Source organism: Janthinobacterium kumbetense (assembly GCF_023703445.1).
GTDB lineage: Bacteria > Pseudomonadota > Gammaproteobacteria > Burkholderiales > Burkholderiaceae_D > Janthinobacterium > Janthinobacterium kumbetense.
Window position 1 is genome coordinate 25,866 of sequence record NZ_JAMQGR010000007.1, and the last position, 26,970, is coordinate 52,835.

Genomic DNA, 26,970 nt, shown 5'->3' on the forward strand with positions numbered 1-26,970 from the left:
CGAGGCCGGCACACGGCCTCAGACGGGCGCCCGCGCGGCGCCGTCCCTACTCCACGGGGGAGTTACGCGTTGCCAGCCTGTTTGCAACGCGTTTTTTTACGATTGGAGTCGGCCACGCCCTGAAGGTTCACCGGCATGTGGCCCGCAAGCCAAGCGCGCACCGCCCCGAAAATGCGGCAATCCGCACAGCCTTTCCCCTCGCCGTGCGGAAAGACGGAATCTCGCCATTTCCCATTTTCACTAGATTCAAATTAAACCTTTATAAACAATCACTTGCAATAAACGTCAAAATGCGCTCCACTGGCACGGAAGATGCTTTTATATTTTCATAACCGCCGTCAGAGCGGCAGCCCGACCCACTATATAAAACCATCTACCTTTTGGAGACAACAGCATGGCACGCACCTTCCGCATCTCGTCCTTCCTGAACACCAAGGCACTGACCGTCGCCGTCGCACTGGCCGCGCAATTCCCGCTGGCCGTCCATGCGGCCGACCTGGTCCGCCTGGGCAACCTGAAATTCGCCCATTACGGCGCCGTCGCCTACATGAAGGAAATCGCGCCCAAATACGACTTGAAAATTGAAGAGCGCATCTTCGCCAAGGGCCTCGACATCGTGCCGGCCATGATCGCCGGTGAAATCGACGTGTCCGCCAGCGCGCTGGAAGCGGCCATCACGGGCCGCGCCACGGGCTTGCCCGTGTACCTGGTGGGCGGCTTCGCCAAGGGCGGCGTGCAGATCGTCGGCCGTCCCGACCTGAACATCAAGGGCATCGCCGACCTGAAAGGCAAGAAAGTCGGCGTCACGCGCGGCGGCCCGCAGGAAATCCTGCTGTTTGCCGAACTGACCAAGGCCAAACTGACCTGGTCCGACAAGCCGGGCAAGGACGTGCAGATCCTGTACATGGGCTACCCGGACTTGAACCAGGCGCTGCTGACCAAGGATATCGACGTCATGAGCCAGTCCGAGCCGTACTCGACCCAGGCCATCCACAAGAAATACGGCGCGGCCATCATCAAGCCTTACGACACGCCGCTGGGCGAGCCCGTGCGCGCGCTCGTGATGACGGAAAAGATGTACAAAGAGAAACCTGCCGTGGCCCAGCGCTTCATGGATTGCTTCGTCGCCGCCACGCGCGCCTTCCTGGCCGACCCGAAACTGGCGGAAAAATACGTGCGCGAATCGATGTTCAAGAACCAGATCACGACCGAGGATTACCGCGACGCCATCGACAACGCCATCTTCACGGAAGACATCACGCAAAGCCACGTGCAGCTGACCACCGATTACATGGTGAAATTCGGCGTCGGCCGCATGGCCAAACCGCCTGCAGCACAGGATTGGGTCAAGCTGGACCTGCTGGAAAAAGCCAAGAAGTCCTACGCACCACGCTAACCACGCTAATCTGAAAGTATCACGATGAATATTCAAATGATGAAACGCTTCGCGCACGGTGCCGCCGTGCCCGTGGCCGTGCTGCTGCTGTGGCAAGCCATGTCGACGTTCGGCTGGATCAACCCGCAAATCCTGCCCTCGCCCGTGGCCGTACTGGTGAAATGGTATGAATACCTGGTGCCGATGGAAGCCTACACGCCCGAAACGGGCAATTACCTCGTGTGGATGTTCTCCGGCGAACTGCCGCACGACGCCTGGGCCAGCCTGTCGCGCGTGCTGGGCGGCTTCGCCATCGGCGCGGGCCTGGCCTTGCCGCTGGGCTTGCTGATGGGCACCAACAAGACCATCTATAAACTGTTCGACCCGCTGGTGCAGGTGCTGCGCCCGATTCCGCCCATCGCCTACATTCCGCTGGCCATTTTGTGGTTCGGCCTGGGCAACCCGCCCGCCTTCTTCCTGATCAGCATCGGCTCCTTCTTCCCCGTGCTGATGAATACCATCGCCGGCGTGCGCCAGGTCGACGGCATCTACATCCGCGCCGCGCGCAACCTGGGCGCCAGCCAGATGACCATGTTCCGCCGCGTCATCCTGCCGGCCGCCACGCCCTACATCCTGGCGGGCGCGCGCATCGGCATGGGCACGGCCTTCATCGTCGTGATCGTGGCGGAAATGATCGCCGTCAATAGCGGCCTCGGTTTCCGCATCCTGGAAGCGCGCGAATATTTCTGGTCTGACAAGATTATCGCCGGCATGTTCACCATCGGCCTGTTCGGCCTGGCCATCGACATGGCCATGAACGCCCTGAATAATCATTTGCTGCAGTGGCACCGCGGCCTGGAACACTGAGAGGAACGGCCATGACCACGATCAATATCAATGCAGTCAATAAAATCTTCACCACGGGCGGCGCGGACGTCATCGCCCTGAAGGATATCAACCTGGAAATCGCCAGCGGCGAGTTCATTTGCCTGCTGGGACCGTCCGGCTGCGGCAAGTCGACCCTGCTCAACGCCATCGCCGGCTTTTCGCAGCCGACCTCGGGCCAGATCCTGGCCGGCGGCAAGCTGATCACCGAGCCCGGTCCCGACCGCGGCATGGTGTTCCAGGAATACGCGCTGTTCCCCTGGATGACCATCGAGAGCAATATCGCTTTCGGCCTGGAAATCGCCGGCAAGACGCCGGCCGAAATCAAGGAACGGGTCGACATGCTGCTGAGCATGCTGGGCTTGACGGAATTCCGTGCCCGCTACCCGAAAGACTTGTCGGGCGGCATGCGCCAGCGCGTGGCGATTGCCCGCGTGCTGGCCCTCGATTCGCCCATCATGCTGATGGATGAACCGTTCGGCGCGCTGGACGCCTTGACGCGGCGCAACCTGCAAGATGAATTGCTGAAAATCTGGAAAGTCTTCGGCACCACCATCGTGTTCGTCACGCACTCGATCGAGGAATCGATCTACCTGGCCGACCGCACCATCGTCATGACCTACCGTCCCGGCACCATCAAGCGCGACGTGGCCATCGAACTGCCCCGCCCGCGCGACCCGAGCGACCCGGAGTTCAACCGCCTCAAGCGCATGCTGGGCGAGATGGTGATGGAAGAGCAACAGCGCCATCATAACGCCGAGACGATGGCCAGCACCGCTGATTAGTGGTGTCTGACCAAACCTACTGCGCGTCGGTATAGGCGGCCTGCGATGCTCACCGTACTAGAGTACGGTTCCGCTTCTCGGCCACCTCTCCCTTCCGCTCGCTACGGTTTTGTCAGACACTGCAACTTTGCATGTCAGTCGTAAATCAGGATTCACCCATTCGGGTGAATCCCGCCGTACACTACCATTCCTTCTTTGCGGCACACGCAAGCTTAACCCGACACACGGAGCACCATGGCATTCGGCAAATGGACCCTGAGACCCGCGCTCGGCCCCCTGCTGGCCGTGGGATCGCTGGTCGTGCTGACGTGGGCCTCGTATGCCTGGGTCAAGCAGCGCCAGCTCGATGAATTGCACCGCACCCTCGATTCGCGCGCGGAACTGTATGCGGCGTCCATCGGCGGCGCCCTCAACAAGTACGAATTCCTGCCCCTGGCCGTGGCCCAGAGCGATGCCGTGGCGCAATTGCTGGAACAGCCCAGTGCCGACAAGGTCACGCAAATCAACGCCTACCTGGTCGACATGAACCGCCGCGCGGGCGCCTTTGCCGTCTACGTGCTCGACGACAAGGGCACGACCCTGGCGTCGAGCAACTGGCAAGACCGCAGCTCGTATGTGGGCGTCAACTACGGTTTCCGGCCCTACTTCAAGGATGCGATCGCGGGCGGCATCGGCCGCTTCTACGGCATCGGCGCTTCCACCTTCGAGGCCGGCTATTTCATTTCGCAACCCGTGCAACGCAACGGGCGCATCATCGGCATCGTCGCCGCCAAGGTCAACCTGGACTGGATCGAGCAATCGTGGCGCACGCCCGGCGCCGGCGAACAGATCTGGGTCAAGGATGCAAATGGCGTGCTGATCCTGGCTACCACGCCCGCCTTCAAGTTCAAGACCCTGGCGCCCCTGTCGCCGGCCGCGAAGAACGATATCAGCGCGCAGCGCCAGTTCCTGCAGGAAAATCTGCCCATCTTGCCGCACCGGCTGCGACGCCAGTTTGCCGATGGCGCCAGCGTGATGACATTGGAACGTCCGCAGACGGGCGACACGCCCGCCCTGTCCGGCAGCGCCGACTATCTGGCCGTGAACCGCGCCCTGGGCCCGCTGCAATGGCAGATCACCGTGCTGGCCGAGCTCGACCAGGTCGACGAGGCGGCGCGCAACGCGGCCATCGCCGCCGCGCTGGGCTGGGCCTTGCTGTTGCTGGCCCTGATGTATGCGCGCCAGCGCCGGCGCCGCATCGCCGACAAGCTCAATGCGCAACAGACGCTGGCGCGCGCCTATGAACAGCTGGAAATCAAGGTCGAGCAGCGCACGGCCGACCTCGTGCATGCGAATGGCCGCCTGCAGGCGGAGGTGGCCGAGCGCGAGCGGGCGGAGCAGACCCTGCGCTATGCCCAGGCGGAACTGGTGCAAAGCGGCAAGCTGGCAGCCATCGGCCAGATGGCGGCCGGCGTCACGCACGAGCTGAACCAGCCGCTGGCCGCCCTGCAAACCTTTTCCGACAATGCCAAGGTCTTCCTGGCGCGCGGGCGCATCGACGATGCGCTGGACAATCTGTCGACCATTTCCGACCTCGTCAAGCGCCTCGGCTATGTGACGTCGCAACTGAAAGGCTTTGCGCGGCGCAGCGACGATGCGCGCAAACCCGTCAGCGTGCGCCAGGCGTTTGCGCAAACCATGCTGCAAATCCGCACGCGCAAGCATTCGCAGCGGCTGACCCTGCATGAAAGCTGGCTGGAGGACGACATCATCGTCCTGTGCAACGCCATCGGCCTGGAACAGGTGTTTACCAATCTGATCACGAACGCCATGGATGCCGTGCCGGAAAACGAGCCCGTGCAAATCTGGTTCCAGGTGCGCCGCGAAGGCAACCTCGCCGTGCTGCATATCACCGATAATGGCCCCGGCATCCCGCTCGCTTCGCTGGACAAGATTTTCGACCCCTTCTATACCACCAAGGAACACGGGCTGGGCTTGGGATTGTCGATCAGCGCTGGCATACTGCGCGCGGCCGGCAGCGCATTGGCCGTGCGCAACCGCAGCGCGCAGGAAGGGGGCGGCGCGCAATTTACCATCACCCTCAGCTGCGCCCCGGGGGAAAAGAATAAAGAGACAGAGGAAACACCCGATGCACGAGAATAATTTTGAAGGCATGCAAGTGCTGCTGGTGGAAGACGATGCCGTCGTGCGCAAGGGCGCGCGGCAATCGCTGGAGCTGGCGGGCTTGCAAGTGACGGCCGTCGCCACGGCCGAGGAAGCACTGCCCTACCTGGTGCCCGAATTTGCGGGCATTTTATTGAGCGATATCAAGCTGCCCGGCATGGATGGCTTGAAACTGCTCGATATCGCCGTGGCGCAGGATGCCAGCCTGCCCGTCATCCTCGTCACGGGCCACGGCGACGTGTCGATGGCCGTGGGCGCCATGCGCCGTGGCGCCTACGATTTCATCGAAAAACCGTTTTCCGCCGACTTGCTGGTGGAAGTGTGCCGCCGCGCCCTGGATAAACGCCATTTGGTGCTGGAAAACATGAACTTGCGCCGCCAGCTCGAACAGCGGGTCGGCATCGAGGCGCGCATCGTGGGCCGCAGCGCGGCCATGGCCAAGGTGCGCCAGCTGGTGCTGAACCTGGCGCCGAAATCGGCCGACATCATCATCCTCGGCGAAACGGGGACCGGTAAGGAACTCATCGCCCGCTGCCTGCACGATTTCAGCGAGCGGCGCGACCACCCGTTCGTGGCGATCAATTGCGGCGCCCTGCCCGAATCGATCTTCGAGTCGGAACTGTTCGGCCACGAAGAAGGCGCATTCACGGGCGCGCAGCGCCAGCGCATCGGCAAGATCGAGTACGCGAACGGCGGCACCTTGTTCCTCGATGAAATCGAAAGCATGCCGCTGGCCCTGCAAGTGAAACTGCTGCGCGTGCTGCAGGAACGCCAAGTGGAACGGCTCGGTTCCAACAAATTGATTTCCGTCAATTTCCGTGTCATCGCCGCCGCCAAGGAAGACTTGAATGTGCTGGCCGAACAAGGGAAATTCCGGCCCGACCTGTATTACCGCCTGAACGTGGCCAGCCTGACCCTGCCCGCGCTGCGCAACCGGCGCGAGGATATCCCGCTGCTGTTCGAGTTCTTCGTGCTGCAAGCAGCCTTGCGCTACGGCCAGCCGGCCGCCCTCGTCAGCGGCGAACTGATCGCCTCGCTGATGGCGCAGCGCTGGGCCGGCAATGTGCGCGAGCTGCACAATGTGGCCGACCGCTTCGTGCTGGGCCTGCTCGACGACACCCTGAGCCCGGCAGGCTGCCGCGAAGCCTCGCTGGCCGAACAAGTCGACACTTTCGAGATTTCCATCATCGAGGAAGCCTTGCGCCGCCACAATGGCAACGTCATCGATGCGGCCGCCAGCCTGAATATCCCGAAGAAAACCCTGTATGACAAGCTCAAGCGCTTCGATATCTCGACGGAACAGTTCCGTTGATCTGAAGCAAATAGCCGACACGGCCATGAGGCGGCGTCCTACCCGTGCGGGCGGACTCCTGTGTGAGAATGCAGGCTCAACCTCATTTCTCACAGGATACCGCCATGAAAACCGCCGCTCTCTTGCTGGCCGCCACCCTGATGACCGTCGGCGGCGCCTGGGTGCAAGCCCAGTCGACGACGAATGTGAACCAGACGGGCAACCACACCAACAATGCCAGGGACCCTGGCCAGCAATCGGACCAGTCCGACAAGCTCGATAACAAGGGCAAGCCTATCCACGACGCCAAGCCCGGCAAGACGCGCACGGACAAGCGCACGCGGCGCGGCAAGCCCGTGGCCACGCCGGACACCCCGGCCGCCAGCGGACCGGCCACCGCGCCGCCAGCGACGCCAGTCGCGCCGGCCCGCTAAGTCTGCCTCCAGCGCTGCGCCACATTGCTCCAAGGCACGCTATCATCGCGCCTTTGCAATATATCCAGGATGACAATGAAAGCAGCATGGTGTGGAATGGCGGCGGCCAGCGTATTCGCGGCCGCGAGCGTACAGGCGGCGCCCACGGTGGGCGAATGCATGGAATTGACGACAGGCATCAAATTCAGCAAGAACAATGGCGACGCGCAAGTCAACGTCGAAGAGATGTTCGAGGGCAAGAAACAGAAAGGCACGCAGCTGATCCTCGACGGCGGCGTGCTGCTGGCCACGTCCTACCAGGATATCCGCGACGGCCAGGTCTTCCTGACGGGCGCCATCCACTACAACGAAGACGGCACCGTGCGCAGCAAGAACGTCTATACGCCGCAGTCCGCCATCCCCGCCAACATGCGCCCCGGCCAGGAAGTGCGCGTGCAGTTCACGGACACGCAAACGAGCACCCACTACCCGCTGGCGGGCCTGTCCGACAAGATCACCACCTCCACGCGCACCGATAAACGCGATTTCTCGATCACCTTCCTCGGCTGGGAACGCCTGGAACTGGGCGGCCGCCGCTTCCCCGACGCCTGCAAGTTCGAACTGCGCGACGTCGGCGGCAAGAGCAAGGGTAAAAGCGGCGAATACGTGTGGTACGCGCAAGGTTATGGCGCGATCATGACGGACAAGCTGGATAAGGACGGCGACGTGCAGCCCGCGTACCGCATCGCGCTGACGAAGATCATCAGCGCGCCGTAAGGACACCGTCTTTTCCGCAATGCTTGCGGAAACGCAATTAATCCACCATCCCGCCCCTCTACACTGACCTGTCTGGTCAGCCTGGAGCGGCGATGGCGTATCCCAAACTTCCGTATATCAGCGGCAAGAGCACCGCCCTGCTGCACTGCGACCGCACGCAGGAAGCCATCGTGCGCATCCGCCCCGAACTGCCCGGCAACGTCATCGTCATCCATGGCGTCAACGACGTGGGCACGAGTTTCAGTGCCGTGGAAAAGGGGCTGTGCCAGGGACTCGATGCGCGCATGTACGGCGGCGGCCACGTTTTCACCCCAGCCGCCTACCGCCTGCCGCAAGAGGCCGACAAGCGTGAAACCATCGCCGACCCGGACGATGTGTATTTCAAGCGCAAGCCTGATGAGGCGACGTACAGCCCCGTCATTCCGTTTTACTGGGGCTTTCGCGAACGCGGCAACGCCAGCAAAGTGGTCAACGGCCAAAACACTGACCGCTACGGCAACCGCCTGGACAAGGACATGTCGAAGAACGGCGGTCCGTTCGGCAATGCCACCAACACCCTGCCCGACATGTGGAACAAGGGGCTGTTTTCACCCTACGATGTTGGCGGCGACCCCGTGCGTCCGCTGATGACGGCGCCGGGCCGCATGTACATGGTGCTGGCGGCCAAGCGCCTGGCCGCGCTGATCGCCATGATCCGCGACTACGACAGCGACGACGTGGTATCCATCGTCGCGCACAGCCAGGGCTGTCTGATCTCGCTGCTGGCGCAAGCCTTCCTGCTCGATGAGGGCAAGCGCCCCGCCGACACCCTGATCCTCACGCATCCGCCCTACAGCCTGGTGGAAGACACGACGATGTTTTTCGGCGCGGCGGAGGCGAGCCGCATCTTCGGCGGCGGCCGCGATGCTGCGATGGAAAGCCAGTACGACGCCATCGACAACCGCCAGACCCTGCATGCACGCTTGTAAACCCTCGTACAGATCGTGCAGGGCGTGGTGGCAAAAAAGCACGCCACGCCCGCCTTTGCGCACATCAAGGATCACACTATCTGCCATGGCATGGCGGGCGCCGCATGGCGCGCGGAAGCGGACCGCGACAACCGGGGCAAGGTTTACCTGTACTTTTGCCCCGAAGACATGACTGTGGCGCTGGATAATATGCAGGGCATAGGCTGGCAAGGCATACCCGACCACGTCGATGGCCATGGCCTGTCCAAAACCAGGGGCAAGACGAACAAAAGCATCTGGGGCGACGGCCCCACCTACTGGGAAAAGGAATTCCAGCGCCGCCAGCCGCTGGCGGAACTGGGCAAAGGGTTTTACCAGCGCGTATTTACCAACAAACAACGCCCCGATGCGGCCGGCAAGAACCGCGGGCCGGTGCCGGTGGGCCTGCCGCCGCACGACTTCGCCCTGCGCGTGGAAGGCGAGGATGACCATGCCCACGTGGCGGGCGCCAACCGGGGTCACCGCGCCAGCCATGACGAAGCGCCCTGGCCGCCCGTCAAACCCAGCAAATGGAATATCTTTTCCACGGCAGCGGGAAGGCGCGAAGGCTTGCGCACGATCAATGGCGAAGCGCTGCGCGTACCCAGGGCGGCCGTGCTGGACGGCGGCGAGATCCGCCCTGGGCAATTCCCGAAGGATTCCGACCAGGCCAGGCTGCCGCGCGACCAGCAAGGACCGTGCGAGGAAGTCGACCCGATCGACGCGGCCATCGCGGTGACCAGCAAGAAAGGTTTGCGCATCCGCAAGCAGGAAATCATCGCCGATCCGCGGCCGCTCAAGCATCGCATTCCCGAGTACGGCGCCGGCATGTTCGGCGCGGGCGAGCGCGAGCAAGTGGAAAAGGCCCTGAACCTGGACAAGGAAGCGGGCGACCAATGCAAGCTCGACCGCGTCTCGCGCCACCCGGGCGGTGGCGACAGGCTGCGCGTGGACCGCGAAGAAACCCCGAACGAGGCGCGCCAGCGCTGGCAGAACGAGGTCAGCCCCAAATCCTTCCACGGCGCCATCATCGGCAACGCGGAAAACCACCGCAACGTGACGGCGTATGACGTGGCCATCGGCGGGGGCAAGGCCAGCAGCGATCCGAGGTTTTACCGGTATTTGTGTGCGGTGGCGGATTGGCGGCTGCAACGAAATCCACTGATACTTAAGCGACCGTCCATACCCAGATGGGAAGAGTTCTTGACGCAATTTGGTATCTATTGGGCCGCTGAGTCCGCGCAGCGCAAACAGATTATTGAAGGCAATGCTCAATACTATAGCTCGGGAGAGTTACCGGCCTGGCTACCTGCCCTGCAGGCTGGGCTGCCCTCCACCGTTGTATGTGAAATAGTCAACGGCAGGCGCACTGAATCGGTCGTTACTCCTGTCGTCCATAAAGCCAGCAACGACATCCCAAGATGAAAAATTTATTCCTCCGCATGCAATATCCGCTGTATGCAGCCGCCATCGTCATGGCACTGCTACTGCTGTGGTCATTACTTATCAGCCCATTACCTTTCTTGCTGGAGTCCACGATGCGCAGCAATATATGGAAACACCTGCAGTGGCTGTTGCTGGTCCCGCCTATCGTCGCGGCCACATTGCTTGGATCACGCTGGTTACATTCGCCCAAGCCCGTGGCAGTCGCAAAGCAGCAAATGCAGTTGGCGGCGCCCACCGAGCAGGAAAAGCGCGAGTACGTGCTGGAAGTCATCGGCCTTGGCATCACCCTGGACAAGTATCGCCAAGGCAAGCTGTGGGAAGCGCTGCAGAATGGAAATGCCTACGCCAGCATCCGCGAGCAGGATACTAAAAAATATCCTTGGGATGCGATGGAACGATCTGGAATGGCTGGTGGCCGCGGCGGCGACACGCTGGAAAATGGGGCGAGGGATACTCCGATGTATTTCGGCGTACCCGTTTTTAACGCAGAACCGCCGATCATTAACTCACGCATGCGTGACAGACCCGATGCCCCGGTAATAGGTTTGGCCGCTGGCGCAGCACCTTCCGGCATGCATTGGCACCTGTTCGCTGCCGGTCCGCGCCGCTTCAGCGAATACCCGGACCGCATCCTGGAAGACATATTTTCCTTCTTCGATGCCCATCCCGACGTACCGTACATCGTACTCAATTCAGAGGACAGCATATCCACGCGCGATCTTTACCGGCCAAATGAATCGCCATCACTCGTCAAGGACGGCTACTACATTCCCGAAATGCCCGACGCCTCGGCCCTGTTCGTGCTGGCCCGGCGCGAACGCATCGATGCCGTGCGCAAGTTCGCCTACGACGATGCACCGCCCGAGGATAGCGTCGATGACTTGAATACCTACGGCGTGGCGCGGCGCCTGTATCTGGCCTACTATGACTTGATGGGCACCGTTCCCCAGGAGCGTCTGGAAAGCGATCCGGCAGCCACCACCCGGCGCCAGCCCTCAATCGCCGAATGGCTCCCCGTCGCCGCACAATTCGCGCAGCGTCCCGACATCCGTGGCACGGGCAGCTTCAGCATGCTCGACAGGCTCCAGCACAAGAACTATCACCCGCCGAAAGAGTGGCAGCCCACGCCCTGGTTTCCTGTGCCCTTCAACAAGGAACAGTTGGCGCAACTGGACCGCCTGCCGACCTTCGGCTTCATCCACAGGCCCACGTTCGTCAGGATGACGGATGAACACGGCAAGCCGCTCACGCGCCGCGACCAGCGCGAACAGGCCTTGCAGGCGGGCTGGCAGGAGGCCCTGCACAGCTTGCCGGAAGCCGAGCGCCCCGCCGCCCCGGCGCGCCTGGTCGCCGCCACGGGCGGCAATCAGGCACAGTTGATGGCGCTACACAAGACCTTGCTCAAGCATGCGGAAGATGGCGGCACGGAACTCGACAGCGGCAAGCCGCAGCAGTGGATCGATACGGACCAGCGCCTGGGCAACACGGGCGCGGCCACTCTGTTCGTGCAAATGGCCGTCGGCGTGATGGGCAGCTACCGCGACGGCGGCGTCAGCGCCGTGGTGAATCTGCGTAATCCGGAAGAAGCGACCATCGTGCTGGTCAGTCCGCCATCGGACGAAAGACGCCGCACGCAAAAACACCCGCACGGCGGCGATGTATTGCGGCATTACGTCACGCCAGCCATCGACCCGGCGAACTATCCATCGAACTGATTACTTACCCTGTGCGGCAAGCTGCGCCAGCGCATTCCCCCGCACCTGGAACGCCACCCTTGCCACCGTCTTGCCGGCACCATCGACGAGGGCCAGCGCGTGCTTGCCGGGCACGGGACGCCAGCTGATGCTCTCCGCCGCGCCGCCCAGGTCCTTGCCGTCGAGCACCCAGCGCAAGTCGCGGCTGCCCTGCGCCTGGAAGAACACACGCTGCAGGGCAGGCGGGATGTCGGGGTCGATGGCGAGGATGCTGTCGTCTGCCGGATACACGATGGCGGGCGGCTTCACGGTGTCACCCAGCACGGCGATGACGGGGCTTTCCGTGCCCGCGATAAACCATTCGCGGCGCGGCGCTTCCAGCGCGGGCTGGTACGCCACCATTTGCTGCAGCACGCCGGGCGGCGCTTTCGGCGCATGGCTGGGCACGTTCCTGTGCAGATAATCCATCACGTCGCGCCACACGGGCGCGGCGCCCGTCACGCCCGACACGTCCCACATGGGCTTGCCGTCGAAGTTACCCACCCACACACCCACCGTGTAGCGCGCCGAGTAGCCCATGCACCAGTTGTCGCGCATGTCCTTGCTCGTGCCCGTCTTGACGGCGCTCCAGAAATTCGTCCCCAGTTCGTTGCGCAAGCCAAAGGTCATGCTGCGCGCGGCGCGGTCGGCCAGGATGTCGCCCACGATGAAGGCGGCGCCCGCTTCCATGACGCGGCGTTTGTCCTTGCCCGCCTGGCCCGGCTGCAGGCTGGCTGTGCTGTACAGCCCGCCATTCGCCAGCGCGCGGTAGGCGTTGGCCAGTTCCAGCAAGGTCACTTCCGATGAGCCCAGCGCCAGCGAAGGGCCATAGTATTCGGCCGGCTCCGTCAGGCTGGACAGGCCCACGTCCTTCAGACGGTTGTAGAAGCCATCCTGCCCCGTCAGCAACACCGTGCGCACGGCAGGAATATTGAGCGAACTGGCCAGGCTGGTGCGGGCGCTGACGTATCCCTTGAAATTGCGGTCGTAGTTTTGCGGCGCATACATGCCGGACGCCGTGGCGACGTCGAGCGGCGAGTCGTCCATGACGGAGGCGGCCGTCATCAGCCGGCGCTCGATGGCCAGTTCATACAAGAATGGTTTCAAGGTGGAACCAGCCTGGCGCAGGGCCGCCACGCCATCGACGTGGCTGCCGCCCGCATTGCCGACATAGGCGAGAATGTCTCCGCTGCGGTTGTCGAGCACGATGATGGCGCCATCGTTGACATTGCGCTCGCGCAAGGATGCCAGTTGCTGGCGCAGGTTTTCCTGCGCGAAACGCTGCAAGGGACCGTCGAGGGTGCTGGCCACTTGCGCGCCCGGCTGTTTCAACAGTTGCTGCGCCACTTGCGGCGCCGGCGCCAGCTCCGCATACAGGGCGTTGCGCTGCAAGGCCGTCTGCACGCGCTGGCCGATCAGCTGGCAACTGCTGTCCATGCGCCACTCTTTTGCCAGCGCGCAGGCGCGGCGCGTGACGGTGGCCGGCGGCGCGTTCGGCGCCCGCACGAGGCTGGCCAAAATGATGCCGTCCGTCTGGTTCAGGCCCGACGGCGCCTTGCCGAACAGGCTGTACGAGGCGGACGCGATGCCTTGCAATTCACCACGGAACGACACGAGGTTCAGATACGCTTCGAAAATCTGCGCCTTGCTCCAGCTATCCTCGATGGCCTGGGCCGCGCGCATCTGGTCCCACTTCTGGCGCAGGCTGCGTCCGCCCGAGGATGCCTGCAAGTCCGCATCCAGCTGGCCCGCCAGCTGCATGGTGATGGTGGAAGCGCCCCGGGGCTTTTTCGAAAACAGATTGTCCCAGGCGGCCGTAGCTAGCGCGGACACATCCACGCCGCCGTGGCGCATGAAGCGCTGGTCTTCCGCCAGCAGCACGGCTTGCTGCACGGCGGGCGAGATATCGGCCAGCGGCACCCACGGCAAGCGCCGCACCTTCATGTCCACGCGCAAGGATTGCAGGGGCGCGCCGTTGCGGTCCAGCAATTGCGCTTCCGAACTGCGGTAGGCGGCCTGCACCTGGGCCGGCGTCAGCACCGCTTGCGCGAGCACAGAGCCGGACAGCATGCAACTCATGACAAGAATCAACTTCTTCACTGCCCCACCTTCACATTCGCATTCGGCGATTCGCCAAACATTTCCGGCGAGTACATCGCTTCAATGCGCGTGGCGGGCAGGCTGAAATCCCCGGCATTGTTCAGGCGCACCGTGTATTCCACGCTCCAGTTACCCTTCGGCACGAAGGCGTAATAGGCGCGGAAGGCGTCGAAGGCCCGCTCCTCGAACGTGGGCCAGACCCAGCCCGTGGATTTTTCGCCGGCCGTCAGCAGCTGCGAATCGCGGCCCAAGCCGTTGCCCAGCACCGTGGCGCTGGCGGGGATCGGGTCGTCGACCACCACCCAGCTCATGTCCGCCTGCGCGGACAAGTCCAGGCGCACGCGGTAGACATCGCCGCGCGACCACGCACCCGCCGTCTTCTGTTCCACTGGCGTAATGGTTTTCTTGATCGTGTAGCCGCTGGACACGGGCGCCTTGAGCGGGATGGCGGCCAGGCTTTGCACGGTGGCCCACGGCTTGCCCGTGCCGCTGTGCGCCAGGCCCAGGGTATCCGTGCCCTTCGGCCACGCTTGCAGCACGGGGCCCACTTTCGCCGCGCCATTCCACACGAGCGCTTGCGTATCGCTGCCCAGCTTGACGGCGCTGGCGCCCGTCACGGGGGTGGATTCGAACTTGGCCGAGAACTTGGCAATCGCCAGGGTGCCCCAGGCGTTGGCCACCGTCGTATCCCAGCGGCCCTTCTTCTGGCGGCCCATGCTGCCGCGCACGAGGCGGCCGATGTCGTCTTTCCACGCGGGATTGTCCAGCACGGCCAGCAATAAACGGTTGGCGTTGACGTCGCCCGACACCATCAGCCACCACCAGTTATCCTTGCGCTCGGTGGAAAAGCCCATGGTCGTGCCCTGGAAGTTCAAACGGCTGCGCAAGATCTGCTGCGCCTCGGCCAGCAATGCATCGCGGCGCGCCAGGCTTGGCGTGCGTTGCAGCAACAAGCTCCAGTCGATGACGGCAGACGTCGGCCACAGGTTCGGATTGATGCTGATGCTCTCCAGGGCGTCGGGCGGCACCTTGTTCGAACGCGACAGCGCTTCCAGGGCGGCCAGCTTGCGCACGGCCAGGTCGGTCGTGTCCAGCGTGGAACGGCGCACGATGCGGCCCTGCACGAAGGCCGTCAAGGCTTCTTCCATGCGGTTCTTCGTCTGTTCGGGAATCGCATAGCCCGCCTCCCTCGTTGCCGACAGTACATACGCCGTCAAGCTGTCGCTGCCCTGCTCCATGATGGGGAAGTATTTCAGCATGCCATCGCTGTCCAGGTAGGCGGGCAGGCTGGCGGCCAGCTTGTTCCACGCCTCCTGGTCTTGCAGGGCGATGGCTTTCGACGTGTTTTGCTCGAAGCAGGTGTACGGATACGCAGCCATGTACTCGCGCACGCCGGGCAGCTCGCCGCCCAGTTTGGCGACAAAGCTGGTCTGGATGCCGCCCCGGCCCGGCAAGGCGCCGGCCGGCATTTGCACGGACATATTGACGGGCTTGTCGATCTGCTGCAAGGTGGCTTGATACGTGCGCACGGGCGTGGCCTGGCCCACTTTTTGCGTGATTTTCAGCTTGTCCGTATGGTTTCCTGCTTTCGCGCCGATCTCCCACACAATGCTGGCCGCGCCGAGCGGCACCTGGTAATCCCAGCCCACTTCGCGCGCCTCGCCCGCCGCCAGGGTCACACTCTGGCGCGGCAAGGCCTTGCCGGCCGCCGTGGCGTTGAGGTCCACGCTCAAGGATGCGGCCGAAGTGTTGCGCACCGTAAAGCCGGCGCGCAACTGGTCGCCTTCGCGCACGAGGGTCGGCAAGCCGGACAGCAAGATCAAGTCTTGCGAGCTGCGGATGTCCGTGCTGCCCGTGCCAAACAATTCCTTGCCGGCACTGGCGATGGCGACGATGCGGAAGCCCGTCAGCGAATCGTTGAGCGGCACTTGCACGGTCGCTTCGCCCTTGGCGTCGAGCTTGACGGTGCCCTTCCAGAACAGCAGGGTGTCGAACAGCTCGCGGCTGGCGCCCTTGCCGCCGCCACCGCCGGCCGGGAAGGCCTTGCGGCCGAAGTGGCGCTTGCCGATCACCTGCATCTGCGCCGTTGCCGTTTCCACCTGCAAGCTGCGCTGCGCCATCATGGTGTCGAGCAACTTCCAGCTATCGTTGGGCATCAATTCCAGCAGCCCCGTGTCGACGGCCGCCAGCGCCACTTCCGCGCCGGCCGGCAAGGCTTTACCGTCGGCGCGGCGCACGCGCACGGACACCTCCGCCTTGTCGCGCGTCTTGTACACCTCCTTGTCGGACACGACCATCACGTTCAGTTCATGCGCCTGCCAGCCCACGTTCAGCGGTGCGATGCCCATCTTGTAAGTCGGCTTGCCCAGGTCGACCAGGGCCGTCGGCTGCACGCCATCGACCCTGCCCCGCACGACAAACACGGATACATACACATTCGGCGCGTAGTTCGGTTTGACAGGGATAGCCACCACCGGTTCCCGGCCGTTGAGCTGGCGCACATAGGTGTCGAGGATGCCTTCACGCTCGACCGTGATCAGGGCCGTGCCCGAGCGGAAGGGCATGCGCACCTGCAAGCTCGCTTCCTGGCCCGGCTCATAGCGTTTCTTTTCAGGCAAGACGTCGATGCGGTCATTGTCGCTGGCGTTGAACCACCAGTCGCCGCTGCCGGCCACCCACGTTTCGCGGTTGGCGACGGCCGCATTGCCGGCACCATCCTGCGTGCGGGCGCGCAGTATCAAATTGCCGCTGGCGGGCGCCTTCACGTCGCAGATCAAGAGGCCCTTGTTGTCCGTCTTGCCCGAGCACGCGGGGCCCAGCTTGACGACTTCGCTGCTGTTTTCATACGCATAGAAGCCGCCGATCAAGCGCCGGCGGTGCGAATAACTGTTGCGCTGGAAGAAATCCACGGCAACGGGGGCGTTCGCCACGGGCTTGCCATTGGTGCCCAGCACGGCCACCGTGAACTTGAACGCATCCTTGCTCAGGGCCCAGGCGTCGGGCTTGATACCGATCACATAGTTGGACGGCCACAGCGGCACCCGCGCAGCCACCGAGGCTGTCTCGCCATTCGCATCCTGGAAAGCCATTTCCGCCACCAGGTCGCGCGGCGTGGACAGCTGCGGCAGCTGGTCGATGACGATGCGCGCGCCGCCCGCCTTGTCCAGGGTCAAGCTTTGCGTGCGCGCGGCCGCCGCGCCGGCGCCGGCAGCGCCATGGCCTTCGTCCTGCCATTCGCCCTCATCGTCGTCGTAGCCCGTGCCCTGTTTCACCAGGCCTTCCTTCACGTCGCCATTGCTGAAGCTATAGTCGGGATAGTCGGCAAACGTCACGCTCTTGTCTTGCAGCACGGTACGCAGCTTGACGGGCGCATTCGTGGCGGCGCCGCCGGCCAGATAGGTGATTTGCGCATCCAGGGCCAGCTGCTTCGCCTGCACGGCGGGGGCCTTCGGTCCCTGCAGCACGGCTTTCATGGTCGGCACGCGGAACGCTTCTACGCGAAAACTGCCGGAAGGACGGCCCGCCATCGTCACGCTGTACTCGCCCTGCTTGGCGTCGGCGGGAATGAGCCAGTCGCTTTCCGCCGTGCCGCCGGCAGACCAGCGCAGGGGCAACTGGTAGTTCTGGTCGCTGCCCTGGTGCGTGATGACGATGGACGTCGCGCTGCCGGGGCCGTTGTTCTTGTCGACCAGGCTCATGCCTTCGCTCGTGTGCTTGCGGATGAAATGCTTCATGTGCACGGTTTCGCCGGCGCGCAGCAAGGTGCGGTCAAATACCGTGGCCAGCAAGGTGTTGTCGGCGCGCGTGTCGTCCGTGGGCAAATTGAAGCGCCAGGCTTCGATGCCGCCCACCCAGTCCGACAGGGTGAACGTCATGTCGCCGCCGCTGCGCGCACTGATAAAGTAGCGGCCATTGTTCTTGCAGCTGGAATTGGCCAGCTCGCCGGGAATGTGCGCCACGCCGTCCGCGCCCGTGGCGCCTTGCCACAGCAGCTTGCCGGCGCAGTCGCGCACGGCCACTTGCGCTTTCGCAACAGGCGCACCCTTGTCCAGCGACGTCACCCACACGAGCGACGATTGCGCGCCATGCTTGAAGTGGGCCGCCAGGTTCGTCACCAGCGCGGCCGTGCGGATGTAGGCCGTCGTCGGTTTGCCCAGCAGCACTTTGCCCAGGATGGGGCTGGCCAGCTCCACCACGTAAAAGCCCGGCTTCTGCAACGGGATGCCGATCACTTCAAAGGTTTTCTTGCCATCGGGGCGTGGCAGGCTGATGGGGCGCGTACCGGCCGCGTCCGCCAACACGGATTTGCTCATGTTGCCCGCATACTGGGCGTACGGCTGCCAGTACTCTCCCCCGTCGCCATTGCCGGCCAGGCGCTGCATCCACTCGATGACGAACTTGTCGTCATTGTCGGGCACGCGCAAGGTGGCGCCCGTGGCGGCGGCTGGCTGGGCGATTTCCTTGCCAGACAGCACGGGCTCGATATTGCGCACCGTGACGGGCAGCAAGCCGTCGCCCTTCGCTTCGATGATGCCGAACGGGGCCGGGAACTTGAGCAGCGGCGGCTGTTCGCCCGTGCGCACCGTCATGGGGAAGCGCGCGCGGTTGAGCAAGGCGCGGCCCGCGTCATCCGTCAATTTCGGCGGCAAATTCAGCACGAAGCTGGCTTGCACGGGAAACGGGCCGTTGAAGGTGGCGCCGTACAGGAATTCCGCCTTTTCCTCGTCTTTTGATATCGTCGGCGCATACGTCTTGCCGCCCCCCTTCAGGGTCATGGCGCGCACCTGCGCCGCGCTCACGGGCGCGGAAAACTGCACGCGCATGGGCAGGAAGGGAATACACTGCTCCTTCGGATTGCTGCGCTCGCAGCTGAACTTGGCCGTGAAATCGGGCCGGGTCTTGAACTGCAGGGTTTGCGCCTTGTCCGTGGCGATGCCGCTGGCGCTGGCAATGCCCTCGCCCCACACGAGCGACACCTTGGCGTTGGCGGGGAAGCTGCGCTTGCATTGCAGCACGGTGACGGGCAGCGGCGGCGCGCCCTTGCTGGCGACGGGCATGCCCACTTTCCACAGCGTGCCCCGCTTCTTGAAATACACGGTCAGGTAGCGGTCGACGAAGTTCTTGCGCAGGGTCAATACCTGCTCCAGTTCCTTGCCTTTGAGCAGGCGCACGGGAATCTTTTCATTGATGCCATCGGCGCGGCAATACGCATTGGCGGCCACGCTGGCCTCGTTCGGCGCGGCGTCCAGGCCCAGCACGAAGACCTGGTTTTCATCGATATACGGCTGGCCGTCATATGGTACGGCCTCGACGATGGCCGGGCCGCCCGTGGAAAAGCGGTAAGCGCCAGTGCCCTGCAAGGCCTGGCCCGCCACGTCCTTCAACCCCGCTTTCAAGGTGAAGCTGCACGCCACGCCGGCCGGCAAGTCGCGCTCGAAATCGTAGTTCCAGTTGCGCTCGTCGGCCCAGCGTCCCGCGCCCGCCACGACGGCAGGCTCGGCCTTGCCGCAATCGATGGCGAACGGCGCGGGCAAGCCCATGTCGCCGAACGGCACCATCGGCGTGGCGAACTGGGCCCGCACCTGGCGCACGGCCTTGACCGTGCCGCTGGGCGAAAACAGGGACACGCCGCTATCGGCCCAGGCCGGCATGGCCAGACCCGGCAACAGCAGCAGGCCCAGCAGACATAGCGGGCCCAGTTTGCCAGACAGCGGGGAAGAAACAACACGGGGGTGATCAGGCACGGGTGACTCCTTGATGAAAAGTGGCGGAGCTGGCTGCGGCGCGCAAAAGTTGCCTGAAAGAAGCCCGGCAAGGCAACAGAACGCGGCAGGAATACAACATCAATGTAATATTAGTTATCAAGCTCATCATTGTTGCTAATATACAGTGGCACGCTGGTAACAAGTCGTACGATTGCCTCTGGTCGCGGCGCCAGGAAGTGGCCGTGATTGCAAAAGTTTCCCGAGGCGAATTAGTTTTTTTCAACATCGAAGTCTTTGTCGTGAATCTGCAACACCATTGATATACAACAATGCTTTGTGCGCCAACGCACCGACCACTTGAACCTGCAACCGTATTCTCTAGTCCAACAGCAGTGCATTTGTCGCAAGAAAGCGCACCTGGAATTGTTGTCTACCTCTAGCAATAGCATGTCTGGCAGTTGTCGCATTGATGCAGTAGAGAAAATCTCTTATCAACGTTGGGAGTTACTTGTGAATAATCTAAAAAAAATCGCCGTCGCCGCCGCAGTACTGTGCTCCGCCCTCGGCGCACAGGCCCAGGAAATCAATCCCTCCTGGTACATTCAACCTAGCATCAACGCACTCAAACCAGATTCCGACTTCGCCACGGATAAAACCGGCTATGGCGCGGGCTTGCGTTTCGGTAAACCCGTTTCGCCGGACTGGGATATCCAGCTGGGCACCACGTATGCCCGCTCCAAGGATGGCGGTCAGCGCTACCAGCAAAATACGCTGGGCGTAGACGGCCTGTACATGTTCTCGCGCAAAGCCTTCCGTCCCTTCCTGCTGGTCGGTGCCGGCATGCAGCGCGACAAGGACACCAGCTCCGCCTTCGGTGAACGCAGCAAGAGCTCGCCATACGCCAGCGTGGGCCTGGGTTTCCAGTCCAGCATCACGGATCAGTTGTCCGTCCAGGCTGACGTGCGCAATGTGCACGGTTTCCTGCGTGGCAATACGTTCGACCCGAGCAGCAAGTCCAACAATTACTATGTCACCGTGGGCCTGAACTACGCGTTCGACAAACCGCCTGCACCGCCGCCACCACCGCCACCGCCGCCAGTGCGTGAAGAAGTCGTCGTGGTCGTGCCGCCACCGCCACCACCACCGCCGCCACGCTTTGAAAAAGTGACGATGGCGGCAACGGAACTGTTCGCGTTCGACAGCGCCAAGCTGGGTCCGACACAGACCAAGCTCGACGAAATCGCCCGCGTGCTGAACGCAGCGCCGGACGTCAACAACGTCGTCATCAGCGGTTATGCCGACCGCATCGGTTCGCCCAAGTACAACCTGAAACTGTCGCAGCAGCGCGCTGATGCAGTCAAGGAATACCTGGTCGCTCACGGTGTCGCCGCCAACCGCCTGACGGCCGAAGGCAAGGGCTCCACCAATCCTGTCGTCACCTGCGATAACAAGAAACGTGCCGACCTGATCAAGTGCCTGGAACCAAACCGCCGCGTTGAAGTGGAACAGATCACCATCGAACGCCGCGTGCAGTAAGCTCAACAGTGGTACGCCACTCGTGAATAGAAAAAGGGGCTCGCGCCCCTTTTTTGCATTGAAAGCCATCATGAATATTTCTCCCCGCTATCCCAGACTGGCCGGCCTGGCGCCGCTCAGCAAGCAGATGCGCAGCGTCATCGTCTGTTCCGTCACCGAATGGCTGGAACACCGCGCCTCGAGCAAGGGTGCCGCCCTCGCCTATTACACCCTGTTTTCCATCGCCCCCATCCTCGTGCTGGTGATCGCCATCGCCGGCTTTTTCTATGGTCCGGCCGCCGCGCGCGGCGAGCTGATGGGGCAATTGCAGGGCTTGCTGGGCACGCAGGGCGCCGAAGCCATCCAGCTGGTGCTGGCCGGCGCGAAGAACCATGAGCAAGGCCGCATCGCCACCCTCATCGCCAGCGCCCTGCTGCTGTTTGGCGCCACCAGCGTGTTTGCCGAGCTGAAAGCCAGCCTGGATGAAATCTGGCAAGTGCCGCCCTTGAAGGAAGCGGGCGCCTGGGACATGCTGCGCACGCGTCTGCTCTCCTTCGGCCTGGTGCTGGTGCTGGCCTTCCTGCTGATGGTGTCGCTGGTGGTCAATGCAGCCATGGCCATCCTCGCCAATTTCTGGGAAGGCGTGTGGAAAGACACGGCCGTGCTGTTTACCATCCTGTCGAACCTGATCGGCTTTGCCGTCATCGCCAGCCTGTTTGCCGTCATCTATAAAATGCTGCCGCGCGTGCGCCTGTCCTGGCGCGACGTGGTGATCGGCGCCGTGGGCACGGCCTTCATGTTTTCCCTGGGGAAATATGCAATTGGCGTGTATATCGGCAATAGCGGCGTGGCCAGCAGCTATGGCGCGGCCGGTTCGCTCGTGGCCCTGCTGCTGTGGGTATATTACTCGGCGCAAATCTTTTTCCTGGGCGCCGAGTTCACGCGCCAGTTCGCCCTGCAGCTGGGCAGCATGAAGGATATGCCGAAGACAGACGATGGCGACGTGCAAGTCAAGATATTGAAACGCCACCAATCCTGAGCCGGCTGCGGCAACTCAAAATGGCGCCCGCGGGCGCCGTTTTTCTTGAGTTACCGCAAACTATTCGCCCAGCAGCTCGGCCACCACTTCCATGCCCTGCACGCGCTCGGCCACGACCTTCACGATGACGATGATGGGCACGCCCAGCAGCAAGCCCCAGACGCCCCACAGCCAGCCCCAGAACAGCAGGCTGATGAACACGGCCGTGGGATTCATGCGGGCGATGCGCCCCGTCATCCAGGTGGTGACAAAGGTGCCCACCAGGGTGGCAATCGCCATCGACGTGCCCGTCACCAGCAAGACCATTTCCAGCGATTCGAACTGCAAAAAGGCCACCAGGCCCGTGGCGATGGTGATGAGCAAGGGGCCGAAATACGGCATGATGTGCAGCAAGCCGGCCACGATGGCCCAGGCGCCCGCGTTTTCCAGGCCGATCACGCGCAGGGCGATCCACATCAGGACGGCCAGCAAGCCATTCGTGACGAGCAGCATGAACATATAGTTCTGGATCGAGGTATTGATGTCTTCCAGGATATGCACGGTGACTTTCTTGCGGCTCAGCGACGGCCCCGTCAGCTTGACGAGCTTGCGCTTGAAGGTATCGCCCGACAGCAGCAGGAAAAACACGAGGAAGATGACCATGGTGGCCTGGCTGAGGAAGCCCACCAGGCCCAGCGAGCCGGCCCAGACCCAGTCCATGATCTTGAAGTTGGGCGCCTCGGCCGCGGCAGCGCGGCGGTTATTGCGGCGCGCTTCGGCGCCGGCGGCCACTTGCTCGATTTCATTGGCCACGGCCTGCATCTTCTGGAAGGTGCTGTTCTTGCCGCCCGTATTGGCGGCGATCAGGCGCGACAGCTTGTGCGTGGCGGCCGGCAACTCTTCCACGATGGATTCGAATTCGCCCTGCACGCGCTCGACGACGACGATGGAGCCGAACAGGATCAGGGCCGTCACGGCCGTGGCGGCGATGGCGCGCGGCAGGCGCAGCTTTTCCAGCCAGGCGACGACGGGATTGAGGGTATAGGCAATGAAAATGCCGAAGATGACGGGAATGAGGAATTTCTGTGCCCACTGCAGCGCATAAATGAAGCTGACGGTGGCGATGATGCCCAGCGCCATGCCGCGCGCATTGACATGCAGCGGCAAACGCAGGGATGCGTCCGGATTCTCCACGGGCGCGCCGGGAGGTGGCCCGGCAGGCTCGGTGGAGGCGGCCGCCACCGGTTCGGGCGGGGTATCTGTAGGCTGGATATGCATGCGATTCCCGCGACGGTCGGTGGTGGGCCGCAGGGCCAGCCATGGGGCGGGCCGCTGCGGCAGGTCAGGCCATTACTTGACGCGGATGTCGTTTTTCACCGACTTCACGCCCTTGACGCCACGGGCGACTTCGCCTGCTTTGGCGGCATCCGACGGCTGGGCCACGAAGCCGCTCAGCTGAACCACGCCCTTGAAGGTTTCAACGTTGATTTCCGTCGATTTCAGGGTAGGCTCGTTGAAGATGCTGGCTTTCACCTTGGTGGTGATGGCCGCGTCGTCGATGTACTCGCCCGTGCCTTCCTTGGTTGGGGTCGAAGCGCAACCTGCAACGGCGAACAGGGAAGCGACGAAAAGGCCAGTAGCGATAGATTTAGTGAATTTCATGGTGGTTTCCTTAGGAGTGGTCAATCAATGTGCTCACAATGAGCTTCTTATACCAGTCTGGTGACTGCGCGCCGGAGGGAGCTCAGTAACCGAACTGGGTTTTTGCAGCCTTGATACAGTCATCCTTGGCTGCGCCGGCTAATGCATCGCATTTTTCTGTCGCGACCTTGTACTCGGCTTTTCTTTTTGCTTCGCGCGCATCGCTGCGCGCTTCGATCACTTTCTTGTCCGCCTTGGCGTCGGCCAGGGCCGCCACCTTGGTGGACTTGGCCAGCTTGACGCAGACATCCTTGTCATTGCCCGTCAGCGCATTGCAGCGCGCCAGGTCGACGTCGTAATTGGCATCGGCAATCTTGATGCGCGCCTTGGTGTAGGCACGCAGGGTATTCGTGTATTGCGCCTGGGCCACGGCTTCATCGTAAGCGCGCACGGCCTTCGCTTCGGCGATGCAGACATCCTTCGGGTTGCCCGTGATCTTTTCGCATTCCGCATGCGCCAGCTTGTAATTGAGGCCCGCCTGCTCGTTGGCCGCCTTGTACGCTGCTTTCGCTTCCGGCGTGGCAGCCGCTGCCTGGCCGCCCCAGGCGGCGCACGCCAGGCTGACGACGATGGCGGTGAAAAGCTTATTCTTGTTCATGTATTTCTCCCTGGTGGTAGCAAGCATGTCTGCTTGGCATGACTACCGTTTTACGTGGATCGCCGCCTCTCTTCTGTACGCTGCCGTACACAAGTAATTTATTTTGAAAGCGGGAGGCAGACAGGGAGAAATAACAACGTTTTGCGGGATCGCCGTGGTAAAAAATACCATTTCGACATGAAATAAGTACGTGCGGCAGCGTACAGACCGGGGACGGGGGCATGACTAAGATGGCATTACACCCTCACCTCGTCAGGAGAATAAAATGAAAACCAACGCCACCATGGCTGCACTGATGCTCGCCGCCACCGCCGTACTGAGCGGTTGCGCCACCGGCCCGTCTTACCAGTCACAACAACCATACTATCCAGCCAACCAGCCTGAGTCCGCCATGTACGGCACCGTCGATTCCATCCAGCTCGTGCAGGGCGGCGGACAGACCAGCGGCGCCGGCGCCGTCGTGGGCGGCATCGCGGGCGCCCTGCTGGGCAACACCATCGGCTCGGGCGGCGGACGCACGGCCGCCACTGTAGCGGGCGCCGTCGCCGGCGGCGTCGTGGGCAACCAGGTGGAAGGCCGCAGGCAGCAAGCGCAGGGCTACCAGATCAGCGTGCGCCTCGATAACGGCGAATACCGCACCGTGGTGCAGGACAACGCGAATGACTTGCGCCCCGGCAATCGCGTGCGCATCGTTGACGGCCGCGTCTACCGCTATTAATCCGCTGGCCAGGCTTGCCCGCAAGCCTGCGCCGGACCATGCACCAACTAGGAGATACCATGGGCACCATCATTCTGATCATCTTGATCCTGGCCCTGGTCGGCGTCCTGCCTACCTGGCCGCATAGCCGCAACTGGGGTTACGGCCCCAGCGGCATCGCCGGCCTCGTCGTAGTGATACTGATCCTGCTATTACTGACGGGCAGGTTGTAAAAAAAGGCGCTACGGCGCCTTTTTTATTTCAAGGAGGAAATATCATGACTATCCACAACACACTGTTGGCCACCCTGTTCGCCTGCAGCCTGGCGCCGCTGGCGCTGGCCCAGACGGCCACGCCACAGCCGGGCGACCCGCAACGCTGGTACCAGGAAGACAGCACGGCGCAAGCCCAGCTGCGCACCCTGCGCAAGGAAATCGCCGCCGCCCTGGCCGAAGCCAAGAAAGCCTGCCGCTCGGAACCGTCCGCCGCGCGCGCCACCTGCCTGAAGGAGGCGCAAGACACTTACCGGCAAGACATGGCGAACGCGGAAAAACTGCGCGAAGCAGCCCATCCGCAATAGTGAAGCGTACTCTTGCGACTCGGCCTGATCAGGCGGCGTCGCGCTCGTAAGGGGGCAGTTCGTGCACCACGAGCGGCGTGTCTTCCGTGACGTAGGCGAGCCAGCCGGCCGCCTTGATCGCGCGCAAGCCATCCTGGTAGCCCTGCTCCCAGCGCCACTCGATGGAGCCCTTGGAAAAATTGATGTCCTTGGCCGCCATGTGCCAGTCGCGCCCTGCGTACGGCAGGCGCACGATGTGCATGGTGCTGTCGCAGCCCAGCGCGACCAGCTCTTCCGTCTGCTGGCGGTTGTGCTTGGTATCTGGCAGCCCGGCATACAGTTCGCGCAATTTGCGCTGCAAGGTATGCGTATTGACATAATCGGCGATATGCCGCTTCGAGCGCGACGCGAAGGTGACATCCTTTTGCCGCGTCTGCACTTCGTCGAGGGTGGTCGGTTCCGGCCCTTCCGAGCTCCACAGGTCCACCATGAAGACGAGGGTGTCCACGTGGGGCGTGTCGTCGAGCACGGTTTCCAGCGGGGTGTTCGAATACAGGCCGCCATCCCAATATAAGTCGCCATCGACGCGCACGCCGGCAAAGCCGGGCGGCAAGGCGCCGCTGGCGCGGATATGGTCCGCCGTCAGGGGTTGCTGCTGGCTGTCGAAACTGGTGAGGCTGCCGCATTTGACGCGCAGGGCGTTGACCGTCAGGCGCATGCCGCCGGGCTGGTTCAGGTAATCGAAATCGACCAGGTCCTCGAGGGTGCCGGCCAGTTCGCTGGTGTCATAGAAGCTGGCCTCTTCCGGCTTGACGGCGATTCCTGCCGGAAACATGCTGAAGGAACGCGGCTTGAAGAAGCCGGGCACGCCCCGCAGCACCGTATCGAGCGTGGCCAGCCAGATGTTCGAGCGGCGTTGCTGGTCCGATACCAGGTTCATGTCGATGCTGTCACGGTGCGCCACGCGCTGCCAGAACTGTTTCAAGCGCACGAGCCGGTCTTCGTGCTTGTTGCCGGCAAGAATGGCGGCATTGATGGCGCCGATCGAGGTGCCCACCACCCAGTCGGGCGCCAGGCCATGTTCGTGCAGCGCGTGGTAGACGCCAGCCTGGTAGGCGCCCAGTGCGCCGCCGCCTTGCAGCACCAGCACGATGCGCAGGCGCGAGGGATTTAACTGATTGATCGGTGTCTTTGAATTCGTCATCGAGATGGCCCTCTGTCCG

General features: G+C 62.9%; 20 protein-coding genes and 1 pseudogene. 15 read left to right on the forward strand and 6 right to left on the reverse strand.

What is annotated here, in order from left to right; genetic code table 11:
• Positions 1-394 precede the first annotated feature (394 nt).
• The 10 genes and pseudogenes from NCG91_RS18835 to NCG91_RS18880 all read left to right on the forward strand — a co-directional run bounded on the left by NCG91_RS18835 (position 395) and on the right by NCG91_RS18880 (position 11,836).
• The gene (locus NCG91_RS18835) at positions 395-1,396 is read left to right on the forward strand and encodes an ABC transporter substrate-binding protein (RefSeq protein ID WP_099664875.1); all 1,002 of its coding nucleotides are present in this window, start codon (positions 395-397) and stop codon (positions 1,394-1,396) included.
• Positions 1,397-1,432: 36 nt separating this feature from the next.
• On the forward strand, positions 1,433-2,242 hold the full coding sequence (locus NCG91_RS18840; protein ID WP_369812242.1) for an ABC transporter permease: 810 nt from the start codon (positions 1,433-1,435) through the stop codon (positions 2,240-2,242).
• Positions 2,243-2,253: 11 nt separating this feature from the next.
• Positions 2,254-3,045: an ABC transporter ATP-binding protein gene (locus tag NCG91_RS18845; RefSeq protein WP_077401587.1), complete on the forward strand. Its 792-nt coding sequence runs from the start codon at positions 2,254-2,256 to the stop codon at positions 3,043-3,045.
• 234 nt (positions 3,046-3,279) lie between these two features.
• Positions 3,280-5,187 (forward strand): sensor histidine kinase, encoded by a 1,908-nt coding sequence (locus tag NCG91_RS18850; protein WP_251350770.1) that lies wholly within the window; start codon positions 3,280-3,282, stop codon positions 5,185-5,187.
• Positions 5,174-6,520 (forward strand): sigma-54-dependent transcriptional regulator, encoded by a 1,347-nt coding sequence (locus NCG91_RS18855; protein WP_034758888.1) that lies wholly within the window; start codon positions 5,174-5,176, stop codon positions 6,518-6,520. The genes NCG91_RS18850 and NCG91_RS18855 overlap by 14 nt, the downstream gene beginning before the upstream one ends.
• Positions 6,521-6,624: 104 nt before the next feature.
• Positions 6,625-6,933: a hypothetical protein gene (locus NCG91_RS18860; protein ID WP_251350771.1), complete on the forward strand. Its 309-nt coding sequence runs from the start codon at positions 6,625-6,627 to the stop codon at positions 6,931-6,933.
• A gap of 159 nt (positions 6,934-7,092) precedes the next feature.
• The gene (locus NCG91_RS18865; RefSeq protein WP_143451349.1) at positions 7,093-7,689 is read left to right on the forward strand and encodes a hypothetical protein; all 597 of its coding nucleotides are present in this window, start codon (positions 7,093-7,095) and stop codon (positions 7,687-7,689) included.
• Between the two features lie 92 nt (positions 7,690-7,781).
• Positions 7,782-8,864 (forward strand): annotated as a pseudogene (locus NCG91_RS18870) (T6SS effector phospholipase Tle3 domain-containing protein); the annotation flags it as partial.
• A 639-nt stretch (positions 8,865-9,503) separates the two neighbouring features.
• Entirely contained in the window at positions 9,504-10,100 is a 597-nt protein-coding gene (locus NCG91_RS28150; protein ID WP_435526500.1) for an effector protein Tle3 domain-containing protein, read from the forward strand.
• Between the two features lie 236 nt (positions 10,101-10,336).
• Positions 10,337-11,836 (forward strand): type VI lipase adapter Tla3 domain-containing protein, encoded by a 1,500-nt coding sequence (locus NCG91_RS18880; RefSeq protein ID WP_251350952.1) that lies wholly within the window; start codon positions 10,337-10,339, stop codon positions 11,834-11,836.
• On the opposite strand, the gene pbpC is transcribed toward NCG91_RS18880, so the two are convergent.
• Both pbpC and NCG91_RS18890 read right to left on the reverse strand, forming a co-directional pair.
• Positions 11,837-13,933: a penicillin-binding protein 1C gene (pbpC, locus tag NCG91_RS18885; RefSeq protein ID WP_251350774.1), complete on the reverse strand. Its 2,097-nt coding sequence runs from the start codon at positions 13,931-13,933 to the stop codon at positions 11,837-11,839. It lies immediately after the preceding gene.
• Between the two features lie 17 nt (positions 13,934-13,950).
• Entirely contained in the window at positions 13,951-19,698 is a 5,748-nt protein-coding gene (locus NCG91_RS18890; protein WP_251350775.1) for an alpha-2-macroglobulin family protein, read from the reverse strand.
• Positions 19,699-20,169: 471 nt separating this feature from the next.
• Between NCG91_RS18890 and NCG91_RS18895 the strand changes: the two genes are divergently transcribed.
• Together NCG91_RS18895 and NCG91_RS18900 are read left to right on the forward strand one after the other, a co-directional pair.
• Positions 20,170-21,195, forward strand: a complete 1,026-nt coding sequence (locus NCG91_RS18895) for an OmpA family protein (RefSeq protein ID WP_099664883.1) — start codon at positions 20,170-20,172, stop codon at positions 21,193-21,195.
• A gap of 70 nt (positions 21,196-21,265) precedes the next feature.
• The gene (locus NCG91_RS18900) at positions 21,266-22,213 is read left to right on the forward strand and encodes a YihY/virulence factor BrkB family protein (RefSeq protein WP_251350776.1); all 948 of its coding nucleotides are present in this window, start codon (positions 21,266-21,268) and stop codon (positions 22,211-22,213) included.
• 60 nt (positions 22,214-22,273) lie between these two features.
• On the opposite strand, the gene NCG91_RS18905 is transcribed toward NCG91_RS18900, so the two are convergent.
• The 3 genes from NCG91_RS18905 to NCG91_RS18915 form a co-directional block, all read right to left on the reverse strand.
• Positions 22,274-23,470 (reverse strand): AI-2E family transporter, encoded by a 1,197-nt coding sequence (locus tag NCG91_RS18905; protein WP_369812293.1) that lies wholly within the window; start codon positions 23,468-23,470, stop codon positions 22,274-22,276.
• Positions 23,471-23,542: 72 nt separating this feature from the next.
• Positions 23,543-23,854: a BON domain-containing protein gene (locus NCG91_RS18910; protein WP_046682432.1), complete on the reverse strand. Its 312-nt coding sequence runs from the start codon at positions 23,852-23,854 to the stop codon at positions 23,543-23,545.
• An 82-nt stretch (positions 23,855-23,936) separates the two neighbouring features.
• Positions 23,937-24,491 carry a hypothetical protein gene (locus NCG91_RS18915; RefSeq protein WP_099664885.1) on the reverse strand — a complete coding sequence of 185 codons (555 nt, stop codon included), beginning with the start codon at positions 24,489-24,491 and terminating at the stop codon, positions 23,937-23,939.
• A 265-nt stretch (positions 24,492-24,756) separates the two neighbouring features.
• Here NCG91_RS18915 and NCG91_RS18920 point away from each other — a divergent pair, with 265 nt between their 5' ends.
• From NCG91_RS18920 to NCG91_RS18930, 3 genes are read left to right on the forward strand one after another with little or no spacing between them, the layout of a single operon-like run.
• Positions 24,757-25,209 carry an outer membrane lipoprotein gene (locus NCG91_RS18920; RefSeq protein WP_077401560.1) on the forward strand — a complete coding sequence of 151 codons (453 nt, stop codon included), beginning with the start codon at positions 24,757-24,759 and terminating at the stop codon, positions 25,207-25,209.
• A gap of 59 nt (positions 25,210-25,268) precedes the next feature.
• Positions 25,269-25,421: a DUF3309 family protein gene (locus NCG91_RS18925; RefSeq protein ID WP_010396415.1), complete on the forward strand. Its 153-nt coding sequence runs from the start codon at positions 25,269-25,271 to the stop codon at positions 25,419-25,421.
• A 44-nt stretch (positions 25,422-25,465) separates the two neighbouring features.
• Positions 25,466-25,768 carry a hypothetical protein gene (locus tag NCG91_RS18930; protein WP_099664886.1) on the forward strand — a complete coding sequence of 101 codons (303 nt, stop codon included), beginning with the start codon at positions 25,466-25,468 and terminating at the stop codon, positions 25,766-25,768.
• A 28-nt stretch (positions 25,769-25,796) separates the two neighbouring features.
• On the opposite strand, the gene NCG91_RS18935 is transcribed toward NCG91_RS18930, so the two are convergent.
• Positions 25,797-26,951 (reverse strand): patatin-like phospholipase family protein, encoded by a 1,155-nt coding sequence (locus NCG91_RS18935; RefSeq protein WP_251350777.1) that lies wholly within the window; start codon positions 26,949-26,951, stop codon positions 25,797-25,799.
• Positions 26,952-26,970 lie beyond the last annotated feature (19 nt).